This window comes from Pseudomonas trivialis (genome assembly GCF_001439805.1).
In the GTDB taxonomy this organism is placed as follows: domain Bacteria; phylum Pseudomonadota; class Gammaproteobacteria; order Pseudomonadales; family Pseudomonadaceae; genus Aquipseudomonas; species Aquipseudomonas trivialis.
The window spans coordinates 1-18,532 of sequence record NZ_JYLK01000022.1 but is presented as its reverse complement, the minus strand read 5'-3'; the positions used below and the strand labels follow the sequence as shown (position 1 = coordinate 18,532).

The 18,532-nt window shown below is 62.9% G+C and carries 18 protein-coding genes; 7 read left to right on the top strand and 11 right to left on the bottom strand.

Features of this window, described 5'->3' with window-relative positions; all coding sequences use genetic code 11:
• The first annotated feature begins 5 nt into the window (after positions 1 to 5).
• From TU79_RS23235 to TU79_RS23220, 4 genes are all read left to right on the top strand, one after another.
• The gene (locus TU79_RS23235; RefSeq protein WP_057010178.1) at positions 6 to 1,577 is read left to right on the top strand and encodes an ABC transporter ATP-binding protein; all 1,572 of its coding nucleotides are present in this window, start codon (positions 6 to 8) and stop codon (positions 1,575 to 1,577) included.
• Between the two features lie 232 nt (positions 1,578 to 1,809).
• The gene (locus tag TU79_RS23230) at positions 1,810 to 2,583 is read left to right on the top strand and encodes a 3-hydroxybutyrate dehydrogenase (RefSeq protein ID WP_057010177.1); all 774 of its coding nucleotides are present in this window, start codon (positions 1,810 to 1,812) and stop codon (positions 2,581 to 2,583) included.
• 163 nt (positions 2,584 to 2,746) lie between these two features.
• Positions 2,747 to 5,284: a PAS domain-containing hybrid sensor histidine kinase/response regulator gene (locus TU79_RS23225; RefSeq protein WP_057010176.1), complete on the top strand. Its 2,538-nt coding sequence runs from the start codon at positions 2,747 to 2,749 to the stop codon at positions 5,282 to 5,284.
• Positions 5,285 to 5,327: 43 nt separating this feature from the next.
• The gene (locus tag TU79_RS23220) at positions 5,328 to 5,603 is read left to right on the top strand and encodes a peptidylprolyl isomerase (RefSeq protein WP_057010175.1); all 276 of its coding nucleotides are present in this window, start codon (positions 5,328 to 5,330) and stop codon (positions 5,601 to 5,603) included.
• Positions 5,604 to 6,070: 467 nt separating this feature from the next.
• Here TU79_RS23220 and TU79_RS23215 read toward each other — a convergent pair whose 3' ends face one another.
• The 8 genes from TU79_RS23215 to TU79_RS23180 are packed head-to-tail and all read right to left on the bottom strand — an operon-like array spanning position 6,071 to position 12,429.
• Complete coding sequence (locus TU79_RS23215) at positions 6,071 to 6,979, bottom strand: sugar kinase (RefSeq protein WP_057010174.1); 909 nt, start codon at positions 6,977 to 6,979, stop codon at positions 6,071 to 6,073.
• Positions 6,980 to 7,017: 38 nt separating this feature from the next.
• The gene (locus TU79_RS23210) at positions 7,018 to 8,226 is read right to left on the bottom strand and encodes an amino acid deaminase (protein ID WP_057010173.1); all 1,209 of its coding nucleotides are present in this window, start codon (positions 8,224 to 8,226) and stop codon (positions 7,018 to 7,020) included.
• A 9-nt stretch (positions 8,227 to 8,235) separates the two neighbouring features.
• A complete protein-coding gene (locus TU79_RS23205; RefSeq protein ID WP_057010172.1) occupies positions 8,236 to 9,000 on the bottom strand; it encodes an IclR family transcriptional regulator in 765 nt (254 codons plus the stop codon).
• Between the two features lie 6 nt (positions 9,001 to 9,006).
• The gene (locus TU79_RS23200) at positions 9,007 to 9,396 is read right to left on the bottom strand and encodes a RidA family protein (protein ID WP_003238127.1); all 390 of its coding nucleotides are present in this window, start codon (positions 9,394 to 9,396) and stop codon (positions 9,007 to 9,009) included.
• Positions 9,397 to 9,412: 16 nt separating this feature from the next.
• On the bottom strand, positions 9,413 to 10,195 hold the full coding sequence (locus tag TU79_RS23195; protein ID WP_057010171.1) for an amino acid ABC transporter ATP-binding protein: 783 nt from the start codon (positions 10,193 to 10,195) through the stop codon (positions 9,413 to 9,415).
• Positions 10,192 to 10,854 carry an amino acid ABC transporter permease gene (locus TU79_RS23190; protein WP_057010170.1) on the bottom strand — a complete coding sequence of 221 codons (663 nt, stop codon included), beginning with the start codon at positions 10,852 to 10,854 and terminating at the stop codon, positions 10,192 to 10,194. The genes TU79_RS23195 and TU79_RS23190 overlap by 4 nt, the downstream gene beginning before the upstream one ends.
• A gap of 11 nt (positions 10,855 to 10,865) precedes the next feature.
• Positions 10,866 to 11,528 carry an amino acid ABC transporter permease gene (locus tag TU79_RS23185; protein ID WP_057010169.1) on the bottom strand — a complete coding sequence of 221 codons (663 nt, stop codon included), beginning with the start codon at positions 11,526 to 11,528 and terminating at the stop codon, positions 10,866 to 10,868.
• Positions 11,529 to 11,580: 52 nt separating this feature from the next.
• Positions 11,581 to 12,429, bottom strand: coding sequence for a transporter substrate-binding protein (locus TU79_RS23180; protein WP_057010168.1), 849 nt, complete (start codon positions 12,427 to 12,429; stop codon positions 11,581 to 11,583).
• 322 nt (positions 12,430 to 12,751) lie between these two features.
• Here TU79_RS23180 and TU79_RS23175 point away from each other — a divergent pair, with 322 nt between their 5' ends.
• Both TU79_RS23175 and TU79_RS23170 read left to right on the top strand, forming a co-directional pair.
• A complete protein-coding gene (locus TU79_RS23175) occupies positions 12,752 to 13,000 on the top strand; it encodes a hypothetical protein (protein WP_057010167.1) in 249 nt (82 codons plus the stop codon).
• 90 nt (positions 13,001 to 13,090) lie between these two features.
• Complete coding sequence (locus TU79_RS23170) at positions 13,091 to 13,444, top strand: thioredoxin domain-containing protein (protein ID WP_057010166.1); 354 nt, start codon at positions 13,091 to 13,093, stop codon at positions 13,442 to 13,444.
• On the opposite strand, the gene TU79_RS23165 is transcribed toward TU79_RS23170, so the two are convergent.
• The 3 genes from TU79_RS23165 to TU79_RS23155 form a co-directional block, all read right to left on the bottom strand.
• Positions 13,404 to 14,969, bottom strand: coding sequence for a TerC family protein (locus TU79_RS23165; RefSeq protein WP_057010165.1), 1,566 nt, complete (start codon positions 14,967 to 14,969; stop codon positions 13,404 to 13,406). The two genes, TU79_RS23170 and TU79_RS23165, sit on opposite strands and share 41 nt — an antisense overlap.
• A gap of 376 nt (positions 14,970 to 15,345) precedes the next feature.
• Positions 15,346 to 16,179 carry a glutathione-dependent disulfide-bond oxidoreductase gene (gene yghU / locus TU79_RS23160; protein WP_057010164.1) on the bottom strand — a complete coding sequence of 278 codons (834 nt, stop codon included), beginning with the start codon at positions 16,177 to 16,179 and terminating at the stop codon, positions 15,346 to 15,348.
• A gap of 90 nt (positions 16,180 to 16,269) precedes the next feature.
• Complete coding sequence (locus TU79_RS23155) at positions 16,270 to 17,037, bottom strand: SDR family NAD(P)-dependent oxidoreductase (RefSeq protein WP_057010163.1); 768 nt, start codon at positions 17,035 to 17,037, stop codon at positions 16,270 to 16,272.
• A gap of 137 nt (positions 17,038 to 17,174) precedes the next feature.
• On the opposite strand from TU79_RS23155, the gene TU79_RS23150 reads away from it, so the two are divergent.
• Positions 17,175 to 18,323, top strand: a complete 1,149-nt coding sequence (locus tag TU79_RS23150) for an aldose epimerase family protein (RefSeq protein ID WP_057010162.1) — start codon at positions 17,175 to 17,177, stop codon at positions 18,321 to 18,323.
• The last annotated feature ends 209 nt before the right edge of the window (positions 18,324 to 18,532 follow it).

Here is an 18,532-nt window from a genome sequence, read left to right as displayed (position 1 = left end):
TGCCTATGAACCTCATCGAAATCCGCGACCTGTGCGTCGCGTTCAGCGGCCAGACCGTGGTGCGCAACCTCAGCCTGGACGTGCGCGAGGGCGAATGCCTGGCGCTGGTGGGCGAGTCGGGCTCGGGCAAGTCGGTGACCGCCCACTCGATCCTGCAACTGCTGCCCGAGGCCGGCACCCACACCACAGGCTCGGTGAAATACCGTGACCAGCAATTGATCGGCGCAGCGCCCGCCACCTTGCAGAAACTGCGCGGCAACCGCATTGCGATGATCTTCCAGGAGCCGATGACCTCGCTCAACCCGCTGCACAGCATCGAAAAGCAGATCGGCGAAACCCTGCTGCTGCACAAGGGCCTGGGCGGCAAGGCGGCGCAGGCGCGCATCCTCGAACTGCTCGAACTGGTGGGCATTCAAAACCCTGGGGAGCGCCTCAAGGCCTATCCGCACCAACTGTCCGGCGGCCAGCGCCAGCGGGTGATGATCGCCATGGCGCTGGCCTGCGAGCCGCAACTGCTGATCGCCGACGAACCCACCACCGCGCTGGACGTGACCGTGCAGCGCAAGATCCTGCTGCTGCTCAAATCGCTGCAACAGCGCCTGGGCATGTCACTGTTGCTGATCAGCCACGACCTCAACCTGGTGCGCAGCATTGCCCAGCGCGTGTGCGTGATGCAGGCCGGCGAGATTGTCGAGCAGGCCGCATGCGAAACCTTGTTCACCGCGCCACAGCACCCTTACAGCCGCTTGCTGCTCGACGCCGAACCCTCGGCGCAAGCGTTGTACAGCGCCCCCCGCGAAACCGTGTTGCAGGTGGACGACCTGAGCGTGAAATTTGCGTTGGGCGGCGGGCTGTTTCGCCGCAGGACATACCTGCAGGCGGTGGACGGCATCAGCCTCAGCGTGCAGCGCGGCAAGACCCTGGGCATTGTCGGCGAATCGGGCTCGGGCAAATCCACCCTGGGCCAGGCGATCCTGCGCCTGCTCGACTCCACCGGCAGCATTCGCTTCCAGGGCGAGGCCCTCGATCCGCTCAGCCATCAGCAGATGCGCCCGTGGCGCAAACAGATGCAGGTGGTGTTCCAGGACCCTTACGGCAGCCTCAGCCCGCGCATGTCGGTGCAGCAGATCATCAGCGAAGGGCTGGAGGTGCACGCGCCGTGCAGCCTGGCCGAACGCGACGCGCAAGTGATTCAGGTGCTCAGGGACGTGGGCCTGGACCCGGCCAGCCGGCATCGCTACCCCCACGAATTCTCCGGTGGCCAGCGCCAGCGCATCGCCATCGCCCGCGCGCTGGTGCTCAAGCCGGCGCTGATGCTGCTGGACGAACCTACCTCGGCGCTGGACCGCACGGTGCAAAAACAGGTGGTGACGCTGCTGCGCGAACTTCAAGAAAAATATGGCCTGACGTATCTGTTTATCAGCCATGATCTGGCGGTGGTACGCGCCATGGCCCACGACATGATCGTGGTCAAGGACGGCAAGGTGGTGGAACGCGGGCCGAGCCATCAGGTGTTCGACGCGCCGCAGCACCCCTACACCCGGGAGCTGCTGGCCGCCGCGCACATTGCGCGGTAAGAAATACAGGAAACCCACCACTTGTGGCGAGCGGGCTTGCCCCGCGTTGGGGTGCGAAGCGCCCGCAATCCAGCAAAACGCGGTGTACCTGATACGACTCAGCGCCTGGTTTTGGGGCTGCTGCGCAGCCCAACGCAGGACAAGCCTGCTCGCCACAGGGAATCTGCGCTTAACTGAACGGCATTGGGGCTTAACCGCTCGCCACAACGCAATGCAATTGTGTGAGGCTTTTATGACGAACTTGCATGGCAGGACCGCCCTGGTCACCGGTTCCACCAGCGGCATCGGCCTGGGGATCGCGCTGAGCCTGGCCGAGGCCGGTGCCGACCTGATTCTCAACGGCTTCGGCGATGCCGCCGCGGTGATCGCCCAGGTGCAGGCGTTCGGCGGCAAGGTCGGCCATCACCCGGCCGACGTCAGTGACCCGGCGCAACTGGCCGAGCTGTTCGCCTATGCCGAGCACGACTTCGGCGGCGTGGATATTCTGGTCAACAACGCCGGCATCCAGCACGTGGCGGCGGTGGAAGACTTCCCGGTGGAGCGCTGGGATTCGATCATTGCGATCAACCTGTCCTCGGTGTTCCACACCACGCGCCTGGGCCTGCCGGGCATGAAGGCCAAGGGCTGGGGGCGCATCGTCAATATTGCCTCGGTGCACGGTCAGGTCGGCTCGGTGGGCAAGGCGGCGTATGTGGCGGCCAAGCACGGCGTGATCGGCCTGACCAAGGTGGTGGGCCTGGAGACGGCTGCCAGCAACGTCACCTGCAATGCGATCTGCCCCGGCTGGGTGTTGACCCCGCTGGTGCAGAAGCAGATTGATGATCGCATCGCCAGGGGCATAGACCCGCAGCAGGCGCAGCATGATTTGCTCGCCGAAAAACAGCCGTCGCTTGAGTTCGTCACGCCGCCGCAACTGGGTGAGCTGGTGTTGTTCCTGTGCAGCGACGCCGGCAGCCAGGTACGCGGCGCCGCGTGGAACATTGACGGCGGCTGGCTGGCGCAATAGTGCAACGCCTTGCCCCCTGAAGATGAAAGGTTTCAGCGCAACAGCGGGGTTTTAAAGAAAAAAACCCAGGGCATGCTATTTTTCGAGGGTAGTCACCCAGCCGTAAGCCACGGGATAATGGGTGTTGTCATTTTTTCAAAGCGTCAGGCTCAGGGCTTTTTTCATGAATGGAACATCCACCGGTAGCGAAGCCGGCGCATTGATTGCGCGGCTGGACTGGGCACGAAGCCCCCTCGGTGAGGCCAATGACTGGCCGCAAAGCCTGCGTACAGCGGTGGACATCGTGGTGCATTCGCCGATGCCGATGCTGCTGTTGTGGGGCCACGACCTTATCCAGCTGTACAACGATGGCTTTGCCCAACTGGCCGGCAACAAGCACCCCGACGCATTGGGGCAACCGGCGCACCACACCTGGCCGGAACTGCAGGACTTCACCGCGCCGATCTACGACGCCGTGCTCGGCGGCCAGGTGCGCACCTTCAGCGAACAGCGCTTTGTGTTGCAACGCGAGGGACGCGACACCGAGATCTGGCTCGACCTCACCTACAGCCCGGTGCGCGATGAAAGCCGCCAGGTCGCCGGCATTCTGGTCACCGCCATCGAGACCAACGAGCGCCGCCGCAAGGCCATTGAGCTGCAACAGCGCTCCGAGGACAGCCTCAAGGCGCAGCACAACACCGAGCAACGCCTGCAACTGGCACTGGCGGCGACCGACGCGGTGGGCACCTGGGACTGGGATATCGGCGAAGACCGCTTTATCGCCGACGCGCATTTCGCCTTCCTGCACGGCGTCGACCCCGATCAGGCCAGCCTGCTGCCGATCAGCGACTACCTGCTGGGCGTGCACCCCGAAGACCGTGGCATGGTCACGCGCAGCATCAAGCATTGCATCACCTTCGGCACCGAATACGCCGAGGAATACCGCCTGATGCAGGCCGACGGCGAAGTGCGCTGGGTGTTCGCCCGCGGTCGTTGCTACAAGGACCCCCAAGGCCGGCCGGCGCGCTTCCTCGGCGCCGCGCTGGACCTCACCGAACGCAAGCACACTGAACAGGCCCTGCGCCAAAGCCAGACCGAGCTGCAATTGATCATCAACGCGATGCCGGTGCTGATCGGCTATGTCGACCATGAACAGCGGTTTCGCCTGAACAACAGCGCCTACCTCGAGTGGTATGGCATGACGCCTCAGGAGCTGTACGGCAAGACCATCCGCGAAGTGCTCGGCGATGAGGTGTATGCCGGACGCCAGGACAAGATCGCCGCCGCCCTGCGCGGCAAAGCCTGCAGCTTCATGACCCTCACGCCCCATCGCGACGGACGCCCGCGCCATGCGCTGATGAAGTACCTGCCGCGCTTCAGCAACGACGGTTCGGTCAATGGCTTCTACATCTTTGTGATCGACGAGACCGAACGCAAGCTCACCGAGGAAGCCCTGCGCCACCTCAACGAGAACCTCGAAGAACGCGTGGCCCAGCGCACCCAGGCGCTGGCCGAGGCCAACCAGCGCCTGCAGAACGAGATGTACGAACGCGAGCGCGCCGAAGACGCGTTGCGCCACGCGCAAAAAATGGAAGCGGTGGGCCAGCTCACCGGCGGCATCGCCCATGACTTCAACAACATGCTCACCGGCATCATCGGCAGCCTCGACCTGATGCAGCGCTACATCGCCGGCGGGCGCAGCGAAGAGATCGGCCGCTTTGCCGATGCCGCCGTGTCCTCCGCCCACCGCGCGGCCGCCCTCACCCACCGGCTGCTGGCGTTCTCGCGGCGCCAGTCGCTCGACCGCCAGCCCACCGACCCCAATCAACTGGTGGCGTCGCTGGAGGATCTGTTCCAGCGTACAAAAGGCGCGCACATCTCGCTCAAGGTGCAACTGGGTCAGGACATCTGGCCGGTCAACACCGACGCCAGCCAGCTGGAAAACGCCCTGCTCAACCTGGTGATCAACGCCCGCGATGCGATGCCCGATGGCGGCGAGCTGCTGATCGAAACCGCCAACAGCTACCTGGACGGCACCGATATCACCACCCTCGAACCGGTCAAGGCTGGCGACTACGTCATGCTGGGCGTGAGCGACAACGGCAGCGGCATGGCGCCGAAAATCCTCGCCAAGGCGTTCGATCCGTTCTTCACCACCAAGCCCATCGGCCAGGGCACCGGCCTGGGCTTGTCGATGATCTACGGGTTTGCCCAGCAGTCCGGCGGCCACGTCACCATCCACAGCGAACCGGGCCAGGGCACCTGCGTGCGCCTGTACCTGCCGCGCCTGCACGGCACCGCGCTGGAAAGCAGTTTGCCGACGAACCTGAGCGAAGCGCCCGTGGCCCTGGCCGGTGAAGCGGTGGTGGTGGTCGAGGATGACGCGGCGGTGCGCATGCTGGTGGTCAATGTGCTCGACGAACTCGGCTACACCGCACACCAGGCCGCGGATGCCCGTGCGGCGCTGCCGTTGCTGGAGTCGGATTTGCGCGTCGACCTGCTGGTGACCGACGTCGGCCTGCCGGGCATGAACGGCCGGCAACTGGCGGAAATTGCACGCCAGCATCGCCCCGGTCTGCGCGTGTTGTTCATGACCGGTTATGCCGAGAAAGCCGCCGAGCGCCAGGGCTTCCTCGAGGACGGCATGGACATGGTGGCCAAGCCGTTTTCCATTGACCTGCTGGCCACCAAAATCCGCAGCATGCTCGGCGTGGCCGAATGAGTTCAGGCATAATCGCGCGCCGTCGTCCACCTGGTAGAACACGATGAAAGCCCAAGCCCGTCATATCCTGGTGAAAACCAGCGAAGAAGCCGAACAACTCAAGCAGCGCATTGCCAAGGGCGAAGCCTTCGATGTGCTGGCCAGGAAGTATTCCACCTGCCCATCAGGCAAGCGCGGCGGTGATTTGGGTGAAGTGCGGCCGGGGCAAATGGTGGGGGCGATTGACGCGGTGATCTTCAAGAAGCCCGTGAAGGTGGTTCACGGCCCGATCAAAAGCAAGTTCGGGTATCACTTGGTGCAAGTGTTTTACCGCGATTGAGGGGTTGGCCTTGCACCGCTATCGGGGGCAAGCCCCAATGCCGTTCAGTTAAGCCAGCGTGATGTTCAAAGCAAAGGGCGGTGCGACTTTTTCAGTGTACATATCCGTTTCTGCGGTAACGGCTGCTGTCGGTTCCGCTTTTACAGCGGGTCACTTTTGGAAAAGAGCCCCAAAAGTAACCAAAAGGGCTCTTGCCCCAACACTCGGCACCTCGCTCAGGCTCGGTGTGCCCGAACGCAGGCTTTGGAGCGTGGGCCGCCGCGATGGGCCATCCTTGGCCCAGCGCGGCTAACCCGGCGTCCTGCCGGGTTACCCACGCTCCAAAGCCTGCGTTCGGCCAGCGTGTTTGACGGGGCGCCTAAGATCAAAAGCAAAAGCGCGGCGGCCTGAGAGCCGACCGGAATGGGGAATGTGAACGCGATTAAATGTGGGAGGGGGCTTGCTCCCGATCCGCCCCAGGCGGCCATTCACCCCCGAGGTATCAGCGCCCCCGGCACCTGAATCACTCGACTCGCCAACCGATGCCCCGCCCACGCAGCCTCCTGCGGCGAAGCGCCCTTGAGCCGGGCGGCCAGGTACGCCGCGCTGAACGAATCCCCCGCCGCCGTCGTATCCACCACCTTTTCGACCTTCAACGCCGGCACGGCAACGCGCGCGCCGTCGCAGCGAATTCGGCACTCATCCGCGCCGCGCTTGAGCACCACCTCGGTGATCGCCGGGTACGCGGCGAACACCTGCTCGCTGTCGGCATAACCGAACAACGCCTGCTCGTCGTCTTCGGTAAGCAAGGCAATGTCCACCTCGGCCATGACCTTGCGATACGCCGCCCGCGCCGCCTCGACATCGGCCCACAGGCGTGGCCGGTAATTGTTGTCGAACACCACCCTGCCGCCGCGCCTGCGGGTTTCGGCCAGCGCCTGCAACAAACGCTCGCGGCCGATCTCGCCCAATACCGCCAGGGTAATACCGCTGAAATACACCAGGTCATAGCCCGGCAGCGCCGCCAGGATCGGCTCGGCCGCAGGCGTGGTGAAGCAGTCGCGCACCGCCGCTTCATTGCGCCAGTAAAGAAATTTGCGCTCGCCGTGGGCGTCGGTCTGGATGCAATACAAACCCGGCAGGCGCCCAGGCAGACGCTGGACCATGCCCAGCCCCAGGCCCTCGTCGGCCCACTGCTGGCACATGGCATCGCTGAAACTGTCATCGCCCAGGGCAGTGACGTAGTCGACCGTGCCCACCGCGCCCAGCTCGCGGCGCAGGTACACCGCCGTGTTCAGGGTGTCGCCGCCGAAGCTCTGGTGCAGGCTGCCGTCGGCGCGGTGTTGCAGTTCGATCATGCATTCGCCGATCAGGGCGATGCGAGGTTGCGTGGTCATGGCGTTGCTCTCCGGTGTGGCGATGAAGCCGACTCGGTTTAGAAACAGGTACGCAGGGACTCGATCACACGCAACTCGTCATCCACCAGGCACCCCACCTGCCACTTGTCAAAGGTCAGGCAAGGGTGTGACGTGCCGAATGAAATGATGTCGCCAATGCGCAGTTCAACCTGCGGCGCAATCGTCATGAACGCATGCTGGTCCATCACCGCAGTGACCTGGCACGCACTCACGTCATCGCCCTCGGCCGGCAGGATGCCCGCCCTGTAGCGCTTGAGCGGCACCGGCAGGCCGGCGTCATAAGCCACGTCGCGCTTGCCCAGGGCAATCACCGCAAAGCCGGGCTCGGGCAGCGACTGCACGTGGGCCCAGACTTCCATGGCCGGGCGCAGCCCTTCGTCGAGGTCGCTGCGCCGGTCGAGCACACAGCATTGCGCATCCTTGTAGATGCCGTGGTCGTGGGCCACGTAGCTGCCCGGGCGCAATACGCTGAGGAAACGGCCGGTGGCGTTCTGTTGCTCGAAGGACTCGGCGATCAGGTCGTACCACGCCGAGCCCGAGGCGGTAACGATGGGCCTGACGAGGTCGAATGCACCGTTGTCCTGCAGGTCCACCGCCAGGCGCACCAGGCTCGCGGCGAAGTCGCGGATGCCGCTGATGGCGTGCTCGCCGTGGATCACTCCTTCGTAGCCTTCGATACCGGTGAGCGCCAGGGCCGGCTGGGCCTTGATCGCCGCCGCCAGGTCGCGCACCTGCTGCTCGCTGCGACAACCGCAGCGACCGCCGACCACGCCGTATTCGATCATCACGTTCAGGCGCAGCCCGCGCGCCGCGAAGAACAGGCCCAGATCGGCGACGTTGTCCGGGTGGTCGACCAGGCAGTGGAAGTCGAACTGCGGGTCCTCCAGCAACTCGGCGATCAGCGCCATGTTCGGCGCGCCCACCAACTGGTTGGCCATCAACACACGGCGTACGCCACCGGCGTAGGCGGCGCGGGTCTGCACGGCATTGGCGAGGGTGATGCCCCAGGCGCCAGCGGCAAGCTGACGCTGAAACAGCGCCGGCATCATGCTGGTCTTGCCGTGGGGCGCGAGTTCGGCGCCGCTGCTGCGGACGAAATCCTGCATCCAGCGAATGTTGTGTTCCAGGGCGTCGCGGTGCAGGACCAGGGCCGGCAGGCTGACGTCGCGGGCCAGATGGGCACCGACGGCGGCGGCGCCTTTTTCAACGGCGTTGAGGGCGGACATGCAAAACTCCTATTCGTTGATGCGCCGGGCCAACTGGTTGGCGCTGTCGATCAACACCCGGCGGTAGTCGTTGTAATGGGTGATTGCATCGGCCCGTGGCGCGACGATGCACAGGGTGGCAATGCTGACCCCCTGGGCGTCCCGTACCGGTGCGGCGAAGCAATGGGTGAAGGTGTCGGCCACGCTGTCGAAGGAAAAGAAACCGTCGAGGGTAGCCTGGCGGATCTGCGCCAGGAAGGTGTCCAGGGCCAGGCGCTGGCCGTCCGGCAGGATGAAGTCGTCGGGGTCGATCAGGTCGATGATCTGCTGGTCGCTCAAGTGCCCGAGCAGCAGGCGCCCGGAGGCGGTCCACGGGATCGGCGCGTTTTCGCCGATGTCCGAGGAAATACGGAAATGCCGCTCGCCCTCGCGCATCAGCGCCACCGTGTATTTGCGCCCGTTGAGCAGGCACATCTGCGCGGTTTCACGGGTCTGGCTGACGATTTCCTGCAAGGCATGGTCGGCCTCGCGGGTCAGGTCGAAATGGCGCAGGTGCGCCTGGCCGAGGAAATACAGCTGGCGGCCCAGATAGACGTGGCCGTCCTTGCCCACAGTCTCCAGAATGCGCCGCTCCAGCAGCGAGGCGACCAGTTCGTAGACCGTGGATTTGGGGCTGCCGATGCCGCTGGCAATATCATTCGGACGCAGGGGCTGGCCGACCTCCTTGAGAAAATCGAGGATATCGAATGCCCGGTCCAGGCCCTTGGCGCGGCGTTTGATGGGGTCTTCGGTCATGGCGGTTCAGCCCTTTTTCCTGTAGGCCACGCAATCGATCTCCACCTTGCAATCCACCATCATGCTGGCCTGCACACAGGCCCGCGCCGGGGCGTGCTCCGGGGTGAAGTATTCGCCGAAGACCTTGTTGAAACTCCAGAAGTCGCGCGGGTCTTCCAGCCAGACGCCGACGCGTACCACGTCTTTCAACTCGTAGCCGGCCTCTTCGAGAATCGCCACCACATTGCGCATAGTCTGCCGGGTTTGCTCGATGATCCCGCCGGTGATGATTTCGCCGTCCACCGCAGGCACCTGGCCCGACACATAGAGCCAGCCGTCGGCTTCCACGGCGCGGGCAAAAGGACGCGGCTGACCACCTCCGGCGGTGCTGCCGGCTCCGTAACGAGTAATGCTCATAAAAACAGGCTCCTGATTAAAAACGAATGTTCTTCAAAAATTCCGCCAGGCGCGGCGATTGCGGGCGCTCGAACACGTCTTTCGCGCTGCCCTGCTCTTCAATGCGGCCCTGGTTCATAAACACGATTTTGTCCGAGACTTCATAGGCAAAGCGCATTTCATGGGTAACCAGCAACATGGTCATGCCCTCCTCGGCCAGCCCCTTGATCACACTCAGCACTTCGCCCACCAGCTCGGGGTCGAGGGCCGAGGTGACTTCGTCGAACAGCATCAGGCTGGGGTTCATCGCAATGGCCCGGGCTATCGCCACGCGCTGCTGCTGGCCGCCGGACAACTGGCCGGGAAAGTGATTGCGCCGCTCCAGCAGCCCCACGCGGTCCAGCCACTTCTCGGCCAGTGCCACCGCTTCGTCTTTGGGCATCTTCTTGACCTTCAACAAGCCCAGAGTGACGTTCTGCAACGCCGTCAGATGGGGAAACAGATTGAACTGCTGGAACGCCATGCCGGTCATCGCGCGGTGCCGGGCGATCATACGCTCCGGGTGGCGCACGCGCTTGCCGCTGCTTTCGCTGTAGCCGATGGACTCACCCTCCAGGGTGATCTGCCCGCCCTGGAACTCCTCGAGCAGGTTGACGCAGCGCAGCAGCGTGGTCTTGCCCGAGCCGCTGGAGCCGATCAGCGTGACCACGTTGCCGCGTTGCAGGCTCAGGTCCACGCCCTTGAGCACTTCAAGCGCGCCGTAGTGTTTGTGCAGGCCGCGAATGTCCAGCAGCGGTTGGGTTGTTTGAGGCTGGTTCATGGCAAGGCCACCCGTTTTTCAATGTAGCGCCCGAATAATTCAATGGCGTAGTTGATGACAAAGAACAGAAAGCCTGCGAACAGGTAGAACTCCAGGGTCATGAAGGTGCGTGCGATCACTTGCTGGGTGCTGAGCAGCAGCTCGGCCACGCCGATCACCGAAAGCAGGGTTGAGGCCTTGACGATTTCCGTGGACGAATTGACCCAGGTCGGCAGGATCTGGCGCAGCGCCTGGGGCAACAACACGTAGCCCAGAGACTGGTAGAACGTCAGCCCAATCGCCCGGCCCGCCTCCAGTTGCCCACGGGGGATGGCCTGCAGGGCACCCCGCACGATTTCCGCCACATGGGAGCCGCAGAACAGCGTGAGCCCGACCGCACCGGCCTGGAACGCGCTGATCTGCCAACCGAGCGCCGGCAGCATGTAGAAACATGCCAGCACCAGCACGAACACTGGCGTGCCACGGATCAGGTCGACATACAGGCGAAACGGCGCGCGCATCCAGAACCTGCCGTAGGTGAGGATCAAGCCGGCGACGATGCCGATCAGGGTGCCGAAAAGTATCGCCAGGGCCGACACATGGACGCTGGCCTGGAAGCCGGCCCACAGCGTGTCACGGGCGATCCACAGTGCCTGCAGCCAACTGGGGGATTGATACATGGAGGCCGCTCCTAACGACGGATCGCCAAGCGCTGTTCCAGGTAACGGAGCAGCATGGCGATGAGGTAACAGGCAGCCACGTAGAGCGCCGTCGTGACCAGCCAGGTTTCGATCACCCGGTAGCTTTCGACGTTGATCTTACGGGCGTAATAAGTCAGTTCAGGCACCGCGATGGCGGCGGCCAGCGACGTGTCCTTGAACAGCGAGATAAAGTTGTTCGACAGCGCCGGCAGCACGTTGCGCAGCATCACCGGCACGCTGATGTACGCACGAATGCGCCACTCGCCCAGGCCAATCGCCAGCCCGGCTTCGCGCAGGCCCCTGGGGATATTCAACAGGCCGGCGCGGAACACTTCGGTGAGATAGGCACCGGCGTACAGCGACAGCGTGATGATGAACGAGGGGATCTTGTCCAGGCGGATGCCCAGGCTCGGCAGGGCGAAGTAGATCAACAGAATCAGCACCAGGATCGGCGTATTGCGCACCACCGTCACGTACACCGAGGCGAGAATGCGCAGGGCGCGGTGCCGCGACAGCATGGCGAAGGCCATCAACAGGCCAATCACACAGCCGATGGCGATCGAGATCAACGCCAGCGTCAGGCCCAGGCCGAGCCCCGCCAGCAAGGTGTCGAAGTCGCGCCACACGGCGGCAAAGTTCAACTGATAGTTCATGGTTGGCAGCACCTGCTCGAGGCGTCGTCGCCGACGCCCCAGGGTTTACGATTTACTTGAACTCAACCGGGAAGCCGATCGCGGGTTCCGGCAGGTCCACGCCGAACCACTGCTTGAACGAGGCCTTGTAGGTGGGGAACTCCACACCGGTCATGGCCTCATGCAGGGCGGTGTTGACGAAGTTCAGCCAGTCCTGGTCGCCACGCTTGACCGCACACGCGTAGGTCTGCGGGCTCCAGGCGTAGGTCGGACTGCGGTAGCGGCCGGGGTTCTGCACCATCAGGTACTTGACCGAAGACTGGTCGGTGGCGGCGGCATCGGCGCGCCCGGAGTTCACGGCCTGGTACATCAGGTCGACGCTGTCGTACTGGTCGACCCTGGCCTTGGGCAGCGCCTGGTGCACCAGTTCTTCGGCGTAGACGTTCTGCAGCACGGCCACGGTGACGCTGTCGCCTGCGGCCTGCAGGTCTTCGATCTCTTTATATTTGCTGTTGTTGGGCAGCAGCAGGCCCACGCCTTCGCGGTAGTACGGCAGGGTGAACGCCACCTGTTGCGCACGGCTGGCGGTGACGGTGATGAACTGGCACGTCATGTCGACCTTGTCGGTCAGCAGGTTGGGAATGCGCGCGTCGGACGACTGCACCACGAACTCGACCTTGCTCGGGTCATTGAACAGTCCCTTGGCGACGATGCGGCCGATGTCGATATCGAACCCCTGCAACTTGCCATCCGCGCCCTGGAAGTGCCACGGCGCATTGGTGCTGCCGGTGCCCACGATCAGATGCCCGCGCTTGAGCACGGCATCGAGCTTGCTGTCCGCCGCCTGCACCAGGCCGGCAAGGGACGCCGAGGCGGCGAAAAGAAAAACACACGCTTTGAACACGGAAGGTCGGTGATGCATGGCGAGCACTCCAGGGGCTGTATATTCCGCTATACCGGAACTAGGTATGTAACAACGGAATAAACAGCAGAAAGTGTGCCACTGCCCTTAACAGAAAAACATGGCAGGAATAAAACTCTTATTAATCAAGTGCGTAGTTATCAAGACTGAATGCGGCATTGCGCCAGCATTCCCGCTCGTTGTGCTACCGAGGGCCCCATGCAGGGACGAAAGCACCATGCCAATGCGTCACCGCCCCGTTACCGAGCGCGGCTAGCTGTGGAAAAATCCCGGCGCTGGACTAGCCTTTGGCACACCTCTGACGACAAGGAATGCGCCCCCGATGAAGCTTCGTCTCCCCCTCGTACTGCTCACCCTGCTGGCAGCCGGCAGCACCTGGGCCAGCAACGACCGCCGCGAATGCAAGGAAGAACTGCAGAAACTCAAGGAGGCGTTCAACGTCGACTACACCAGCCAGAACCACCATGGCTACCGCGAGGCGAAGGCGTCCCGCGACAACGAGGAATACCGCAAATGCGCCGGCCAGGCGCGCAAGGCGCGCGAACGCATAGAGCGTGACCGCGACGTTTGATACCTGTGAAGGTTGACAGTAGACGCTGAGAATCGGCCGATTTAGCGTACCGGTAATGGGTTTTCAGACCGGGTACGCAAGGAGATCGTCATGGGCGTTGCAAATACGGTTATCAATGACCTCAAGGAATACGAGAGCATCCTGGAGGAACATCCTCTGGTGATCGCCTTGTTCACCTCGCCCTATTGCGCGGCCTGCATGGGCGCCTGTCAGCGCTTTGAGCGGGTTGCCGAAAAATACGGCCACGGCATTAAAACCATGGTGCTGGATACGACGCGCACACCCTACATCGAAGGCGTCGACGGCACGCCGACGCTGGTGGTGTACAAAAATGCCCTGGAGGTCAAAAACCTCAAGGGCATTGGTGAACCGCAGGATCAGGAAAACATCCTGGAAGCCGTATTCAAGGACTGCGTTGCAACGGCACCAGCAACACCTGTGTAACCCGCCGCTCCGCCACCGCCGCCACCGTCAGGCGCCAGCCCTCGTGCTCCAGGCTATCGCCCAGTACCGGCAGGCGGTCCAGCAGGCTCATCACCAGCCCGGCCAGCGTCTGATAGTCCTCGGTCGCCGCAGCCTTGAAACCGGTGCGCTGACGCACCTGGTTCAGGTTCAACGCACCACTGGCGCGAAAGCCCGCGCCCTCCTCGACGATATCCGGGCCTTCGATCTCGCTGGCGTCCGGCAACTCGCCGGCGATGGATTCGAGGATGTCGGTCATGCTCAACACCCCCATGAAGTCGCCGAATTCGTTGATCACGAAGGCTATGTGGGTGGATGCCTGGCGCATCTGTTCCAGGGCATTGAGGATCGAGAAACTGTCCAGCAGGTTGATCGCCCGGCGCGCGAGGTGTTCCAGGTTCGGCTCGTTGCCGGCCAGGTACTCCTTGAGCAGTTCCTTTTTGTGCACAAAGCCCAGCGGTTCATCCACCGCGCCGTTGCGGATCAGCGGCAGACGCGAGTAGGACGAGTGCATGAGTGTTCGACGAATCGTCTCGGCATCGTCCGCCAGATCGATGCAGTCGACCTTGGCCCGAGGCGTCATCAGGGTGCGGATCGGCCGCTCGGCCAGTTGCAGCACGCCGCTGATCATTACCCGTTCACGTCGGTCGAACAGCGGGCCCTGGGCGGCATCTGCCTCGCCCAGCAGGTGGGCGACGTCGTCATCCACCTCTTCCACCGCCAGGCGGCGCCCGCCCAGCAGGCGCATCACCGCATGGGCGGTGCGCTCACGCACCGGCAGCACGCCCTGCGCCGACTTCTTGCGGCGCGCCCGTGCGATCTGGTTGAACACCTCGATCAGGATCGAGAAACCAATCGCGGCGTACAGGTAGCCCTTGGGAATATGGAAGCCCAGGCCTTCGGCGGTCAGCGCGAAGCCGATCATCATCAAAAAGCCCAGGCACAGCATGATCACTGTGGGGTGCGCATTGACGAAACGGGTCAATGGCTTGCTGGCCACGATCATCAGACCAATGGAGACGATCACCGCGATCATCATCACCGCCAGCTCATCGACCATGCCCACGGCGGTAATCACCGCGTCAAGGGAGAACACCGCGTCGAGCACCACGATCTGCGCCACGATCGGCCAGAACATCGCATAGGCCACATTGCCGCTGCGCTGGGCCACATGGCCTTCGAGGCGCTCGTGCAACTCCATGGTGGCCTTGAACAGCAGGAACACACCGCCAAACAGCATGATCAGGTCACGGCCGGAGAAGCTCTTGTCGAACACCTCGAACAACGGCTGAGTGAGGGTGACCAGCCAGGAAATACTCGCCAGCAGGCCCAGCCGCATCAGCAGCGCCAGGGACAGGCCGATCAACCGCGCGCGGTCGCGCTGCTCAGGGGGTAGTTTGTCCGCCAGGATTGCGATAAACACCAGGTTGTCGATGCCCAGCACCAGTTCCAGCACAATCAGGGTCGCCAGGCCAAGCCAGGCCGTAGGGTCCGCTAACCATTCCATTTCTATAAGTCTCTGTGTTCAGTTTTTCAGGAGGCCGGGCACGGCAATGCGCGATCAGTGGACCGGGACAAGGTTAGCAGTCGGAATACGGGGTGCTTGAGCGGGAACAGCGACGGTGCGTGTCTTGGAGAACGACGACTGGGAGGCTCCGAAAGGGTGTTCATGCAAGTCCTGCAATGGGAAAAGGACTTGAATCCTACAGCCGAAACATAAATTTCCCACAACGCAAAACTATTACAAGATCTGTAAAAGCGCTATGGCCACTGGGCTCGCAGCGGCGAGCGGGCTTCTGTGGCGAGCAGGCTTGCCACAACACATCCATTCACCACAATAAATCCATTCCCCACAAGGAGCCCGGCAGCCAAAGCCTGTGCAATCAATCCAGGTCCGCAGCCTCATGCCGCTCCGCCAGTTGCTCGGACACCTCGCCGAACACCCGGTTGACCCGACGCCCGCGCTTGACCGCCGGCCGTGCGTCGATCGCCTTGGCCCAGCGCATGACGTGGGTGTACTCATGCACCGAAAGAAACTCTGCCGCGTCATACAGCCGGCCCAACACCAACCCACCGTACCAGGGCCAGATCGCAATATCGGCAATGCTGTAGTCATCGCCGGCAATGTACTCACGCTCGGCCAGGCGCTTGTCCAGCACATCCAGCTGGCGCTTGGCTTCCATGGCAAAGCGATTGATCGGGTACTCCATCTTGCTCGGCGCATAGGCATAGAAATGCCCGAAACCACCGCCCAGGTACGGCGCACTGCCCATCTGCCAGAACAGCCACGACAGGCACTCCGCCCTCGCCGCCGGTTCAGTGGGCAGCAACGCACCGAACTTTTCCGCCAAATACTGCAGGATCGCGCCGGATTCAAACACGCGAATCGGCGTGGCGCCGCTGTGGTCCATCAGCGCGGGAATCTTGGAGTTCGGGTTCACCGCCACAAACCCGCTGCCGAACTGGTCGCCGTCACCGATCTTGATCAGCCACGCGTTGTATTCGGCGCCGGTATGCCCCAGCGCCAGGAGTTCTTCCAGCAGGATGGTGACCTTCTGCCCATTGGGCGTGGCCAGGGAGTACAGCTGCAACGGATGCTTGCCCACCGGCAGCGCCTTGTCATGGGTGGCACCGGCGATGGGCCGGTTGATGCTGGCAAAGGTGCCGCCACTTTCAGCGTCCCAAGTCCAGACTTTCGGCGGCTGGTAGTCAGTCATGCTCGGTTCTCCCGTGGGTTGCAACAGTAGGTTGGAAACATTTCGATACTGCCAGCCGGGCGACGTTCCATCCAGCGCCAATCGGTGTGCCTATACCCAGCCCCCGTCGACAATGAAGTTCTGCGCCGAACACATCGCCGCCGCGTCCGACGCGAGGAACAACGCCATATTGGCAATATGCTCCGGCAACACGCTGCCCGGCAGGCACTGGCTGCGCGCGATCAAGTCCCTGGCCGCATCGTCCACCCACATCGCCAGTTGCTTCTCGGTCATCACCCAGCCCGGCACCAGCGTGTTCACGCGGATATGGCTGGGCCCCAGCTCACGCGCCAGGGCACGGGTCATGCCATGGGCCGCCGCTTTGCTGGCGGCGTACACCGGATAGCCGGCCGAGGCCATCATCCAGCCGACGGAGCCGAGGTTGATGATCGAACCGCCACCTGCCTCTTTCATGCCCGGCACCACCGCCTTGGCGGCAAAGAAGGCGTGCTTGAGGTTGACCGCGATCAACCGGTCGAAGGTCTCCGAGTCGACTTCCTCCAGGGTGTGGCGCACATCATTGGCGGCATTGTTCACCAGCACCGTGATCGGCCCCAGCGAATGCTCGAACCGGCCAATGGCCGCGCGATAACCGATCTCGTCGGTGATGTCGCAGCACACGAACTCGACGGTATGCCCCTGCGAACTCAACAGCGCCGCCAGGCGTTCGCCCTGGCTTTGCGCGCGGTCCACAAACGCCACCTTGGCGCCCTGGGCGGCAAAGGCACGCACCATGAACTCACCAATGCCCGAAGCGCCGCCGGACACCAGCACGGTTTTGCCCTTAAGGTCGGGATACACAGCCTGCGGAATACTCATATAACGGTTGCCTCGATCAATTAGTCTTATTTTATTTTACGAAATCGGCTTTAAAGGCTATAAATTCGCTGTCGCACCGACAAAATATCGCTATTAGTAGAACTATTCCACTCAAAACAACAAAAGGAAGTTCGACCATGAAGCACCCTCGATACCTGCTCTCCGGCCTCGCCCTGTCCATGCTGGTTGCCAGTGGCGGTGCCCAGGCAGCCGGCCTGAGCAGTGAGCACAAGCCGTTCGGCAAGACCAATGACGGCACGCCCGTCGAACAGTACATCCTGCGCAACAGCCACGGCATGCAAGCCACGGTCATCACCTACGGCGGCGTGTTGCAGTCGTTGAAGGTGCCGGACAAGCACGGCAAGGTCGACGACGTGGTGCTCGGTTTTGATGATGTGCAAGGCTATCAGGCCGGCACCGCGTTCTTTGGCGCGACCATCGGCCGTTTCGGCAACCGCCTGGCCGGCGGCGCCTTTGAACTCGACGGCAAGCGCTTCCAGGTGCCGCTCAACGACGGCCCCAACTCGCTGCATGGCGGCGCCCAGGGCTTCGACAAGCACGTATGGAAAGCCGCGCAGGTCAAGGACAAGGACTCGGTGGGCGTCACCCTCACCTACCTGTCCAAGGATGGCGAAATGGGCTTCCCCGGCAACTTGAAGACCGAAGTCACCTACCGCCTCAATGACAAAAACGAACTGCACATCGACTACAAGGCGACCACCGACAAACCCACGGTGCTCAACCTTACCAATCACAGCTACTTCAACCTGGCCGGGGCGGGCAATGGTGACATCCTCAAGCAGGTCGCCACCCTGCACGCCAGCCACTACACGCCGGTGAATGCCACGCTGATTCCAACCGGCGAACTGGCACCCGTGGCGGGCACGCCGATGGACTTCCTCAAACCCACGCCTATCGGCCAGCACATCAAGGACGATCACCCGCAGCTCAAGTTCGCCGAGCCCAAGCAAGGCGGGTTCGACTTCAACTGGGCGCTGGATACCAAGGGCGACGTCAAGCAACTGGCTGCCGAGGTGCATGACCCTGAGTCGGGCCGCCGCCTGCAGCTCTACACCAGCGAGCCGGGGGTGCAGTTCTACACCAGCAACTTCCTCGATGGCTCGGTGAAGGGCAAGGCCGGCAAGACGTACCTGCACTGGAGCGGGTTTACCCTGGAAACCCAGCATTTTCCGGATGCGCCCAACCAGCCCAACTTTGCCTCGACCCGCTTGAACCCGGGGCAGACCTACACCCAGAACACAGTCTTCAAATTCTCCGCTGACTAAAACGGTGGGAGGGGGCTTGCTCCCGATGGCGGTGGGTCAGCTATTGATGTGCCAGCTGATGCGCCGCTATCGGGAGCAAGCCCCCTCCCACATTTGCCTCATACGATTCTGAATCAGCGTTGCTTCATGCGGTCGATGACCACCGCCAGCAGCAGGATCGAGCCGCGGATCACGTATTGATAAAACGTGTCGATGTTCTTCAGGTTCAT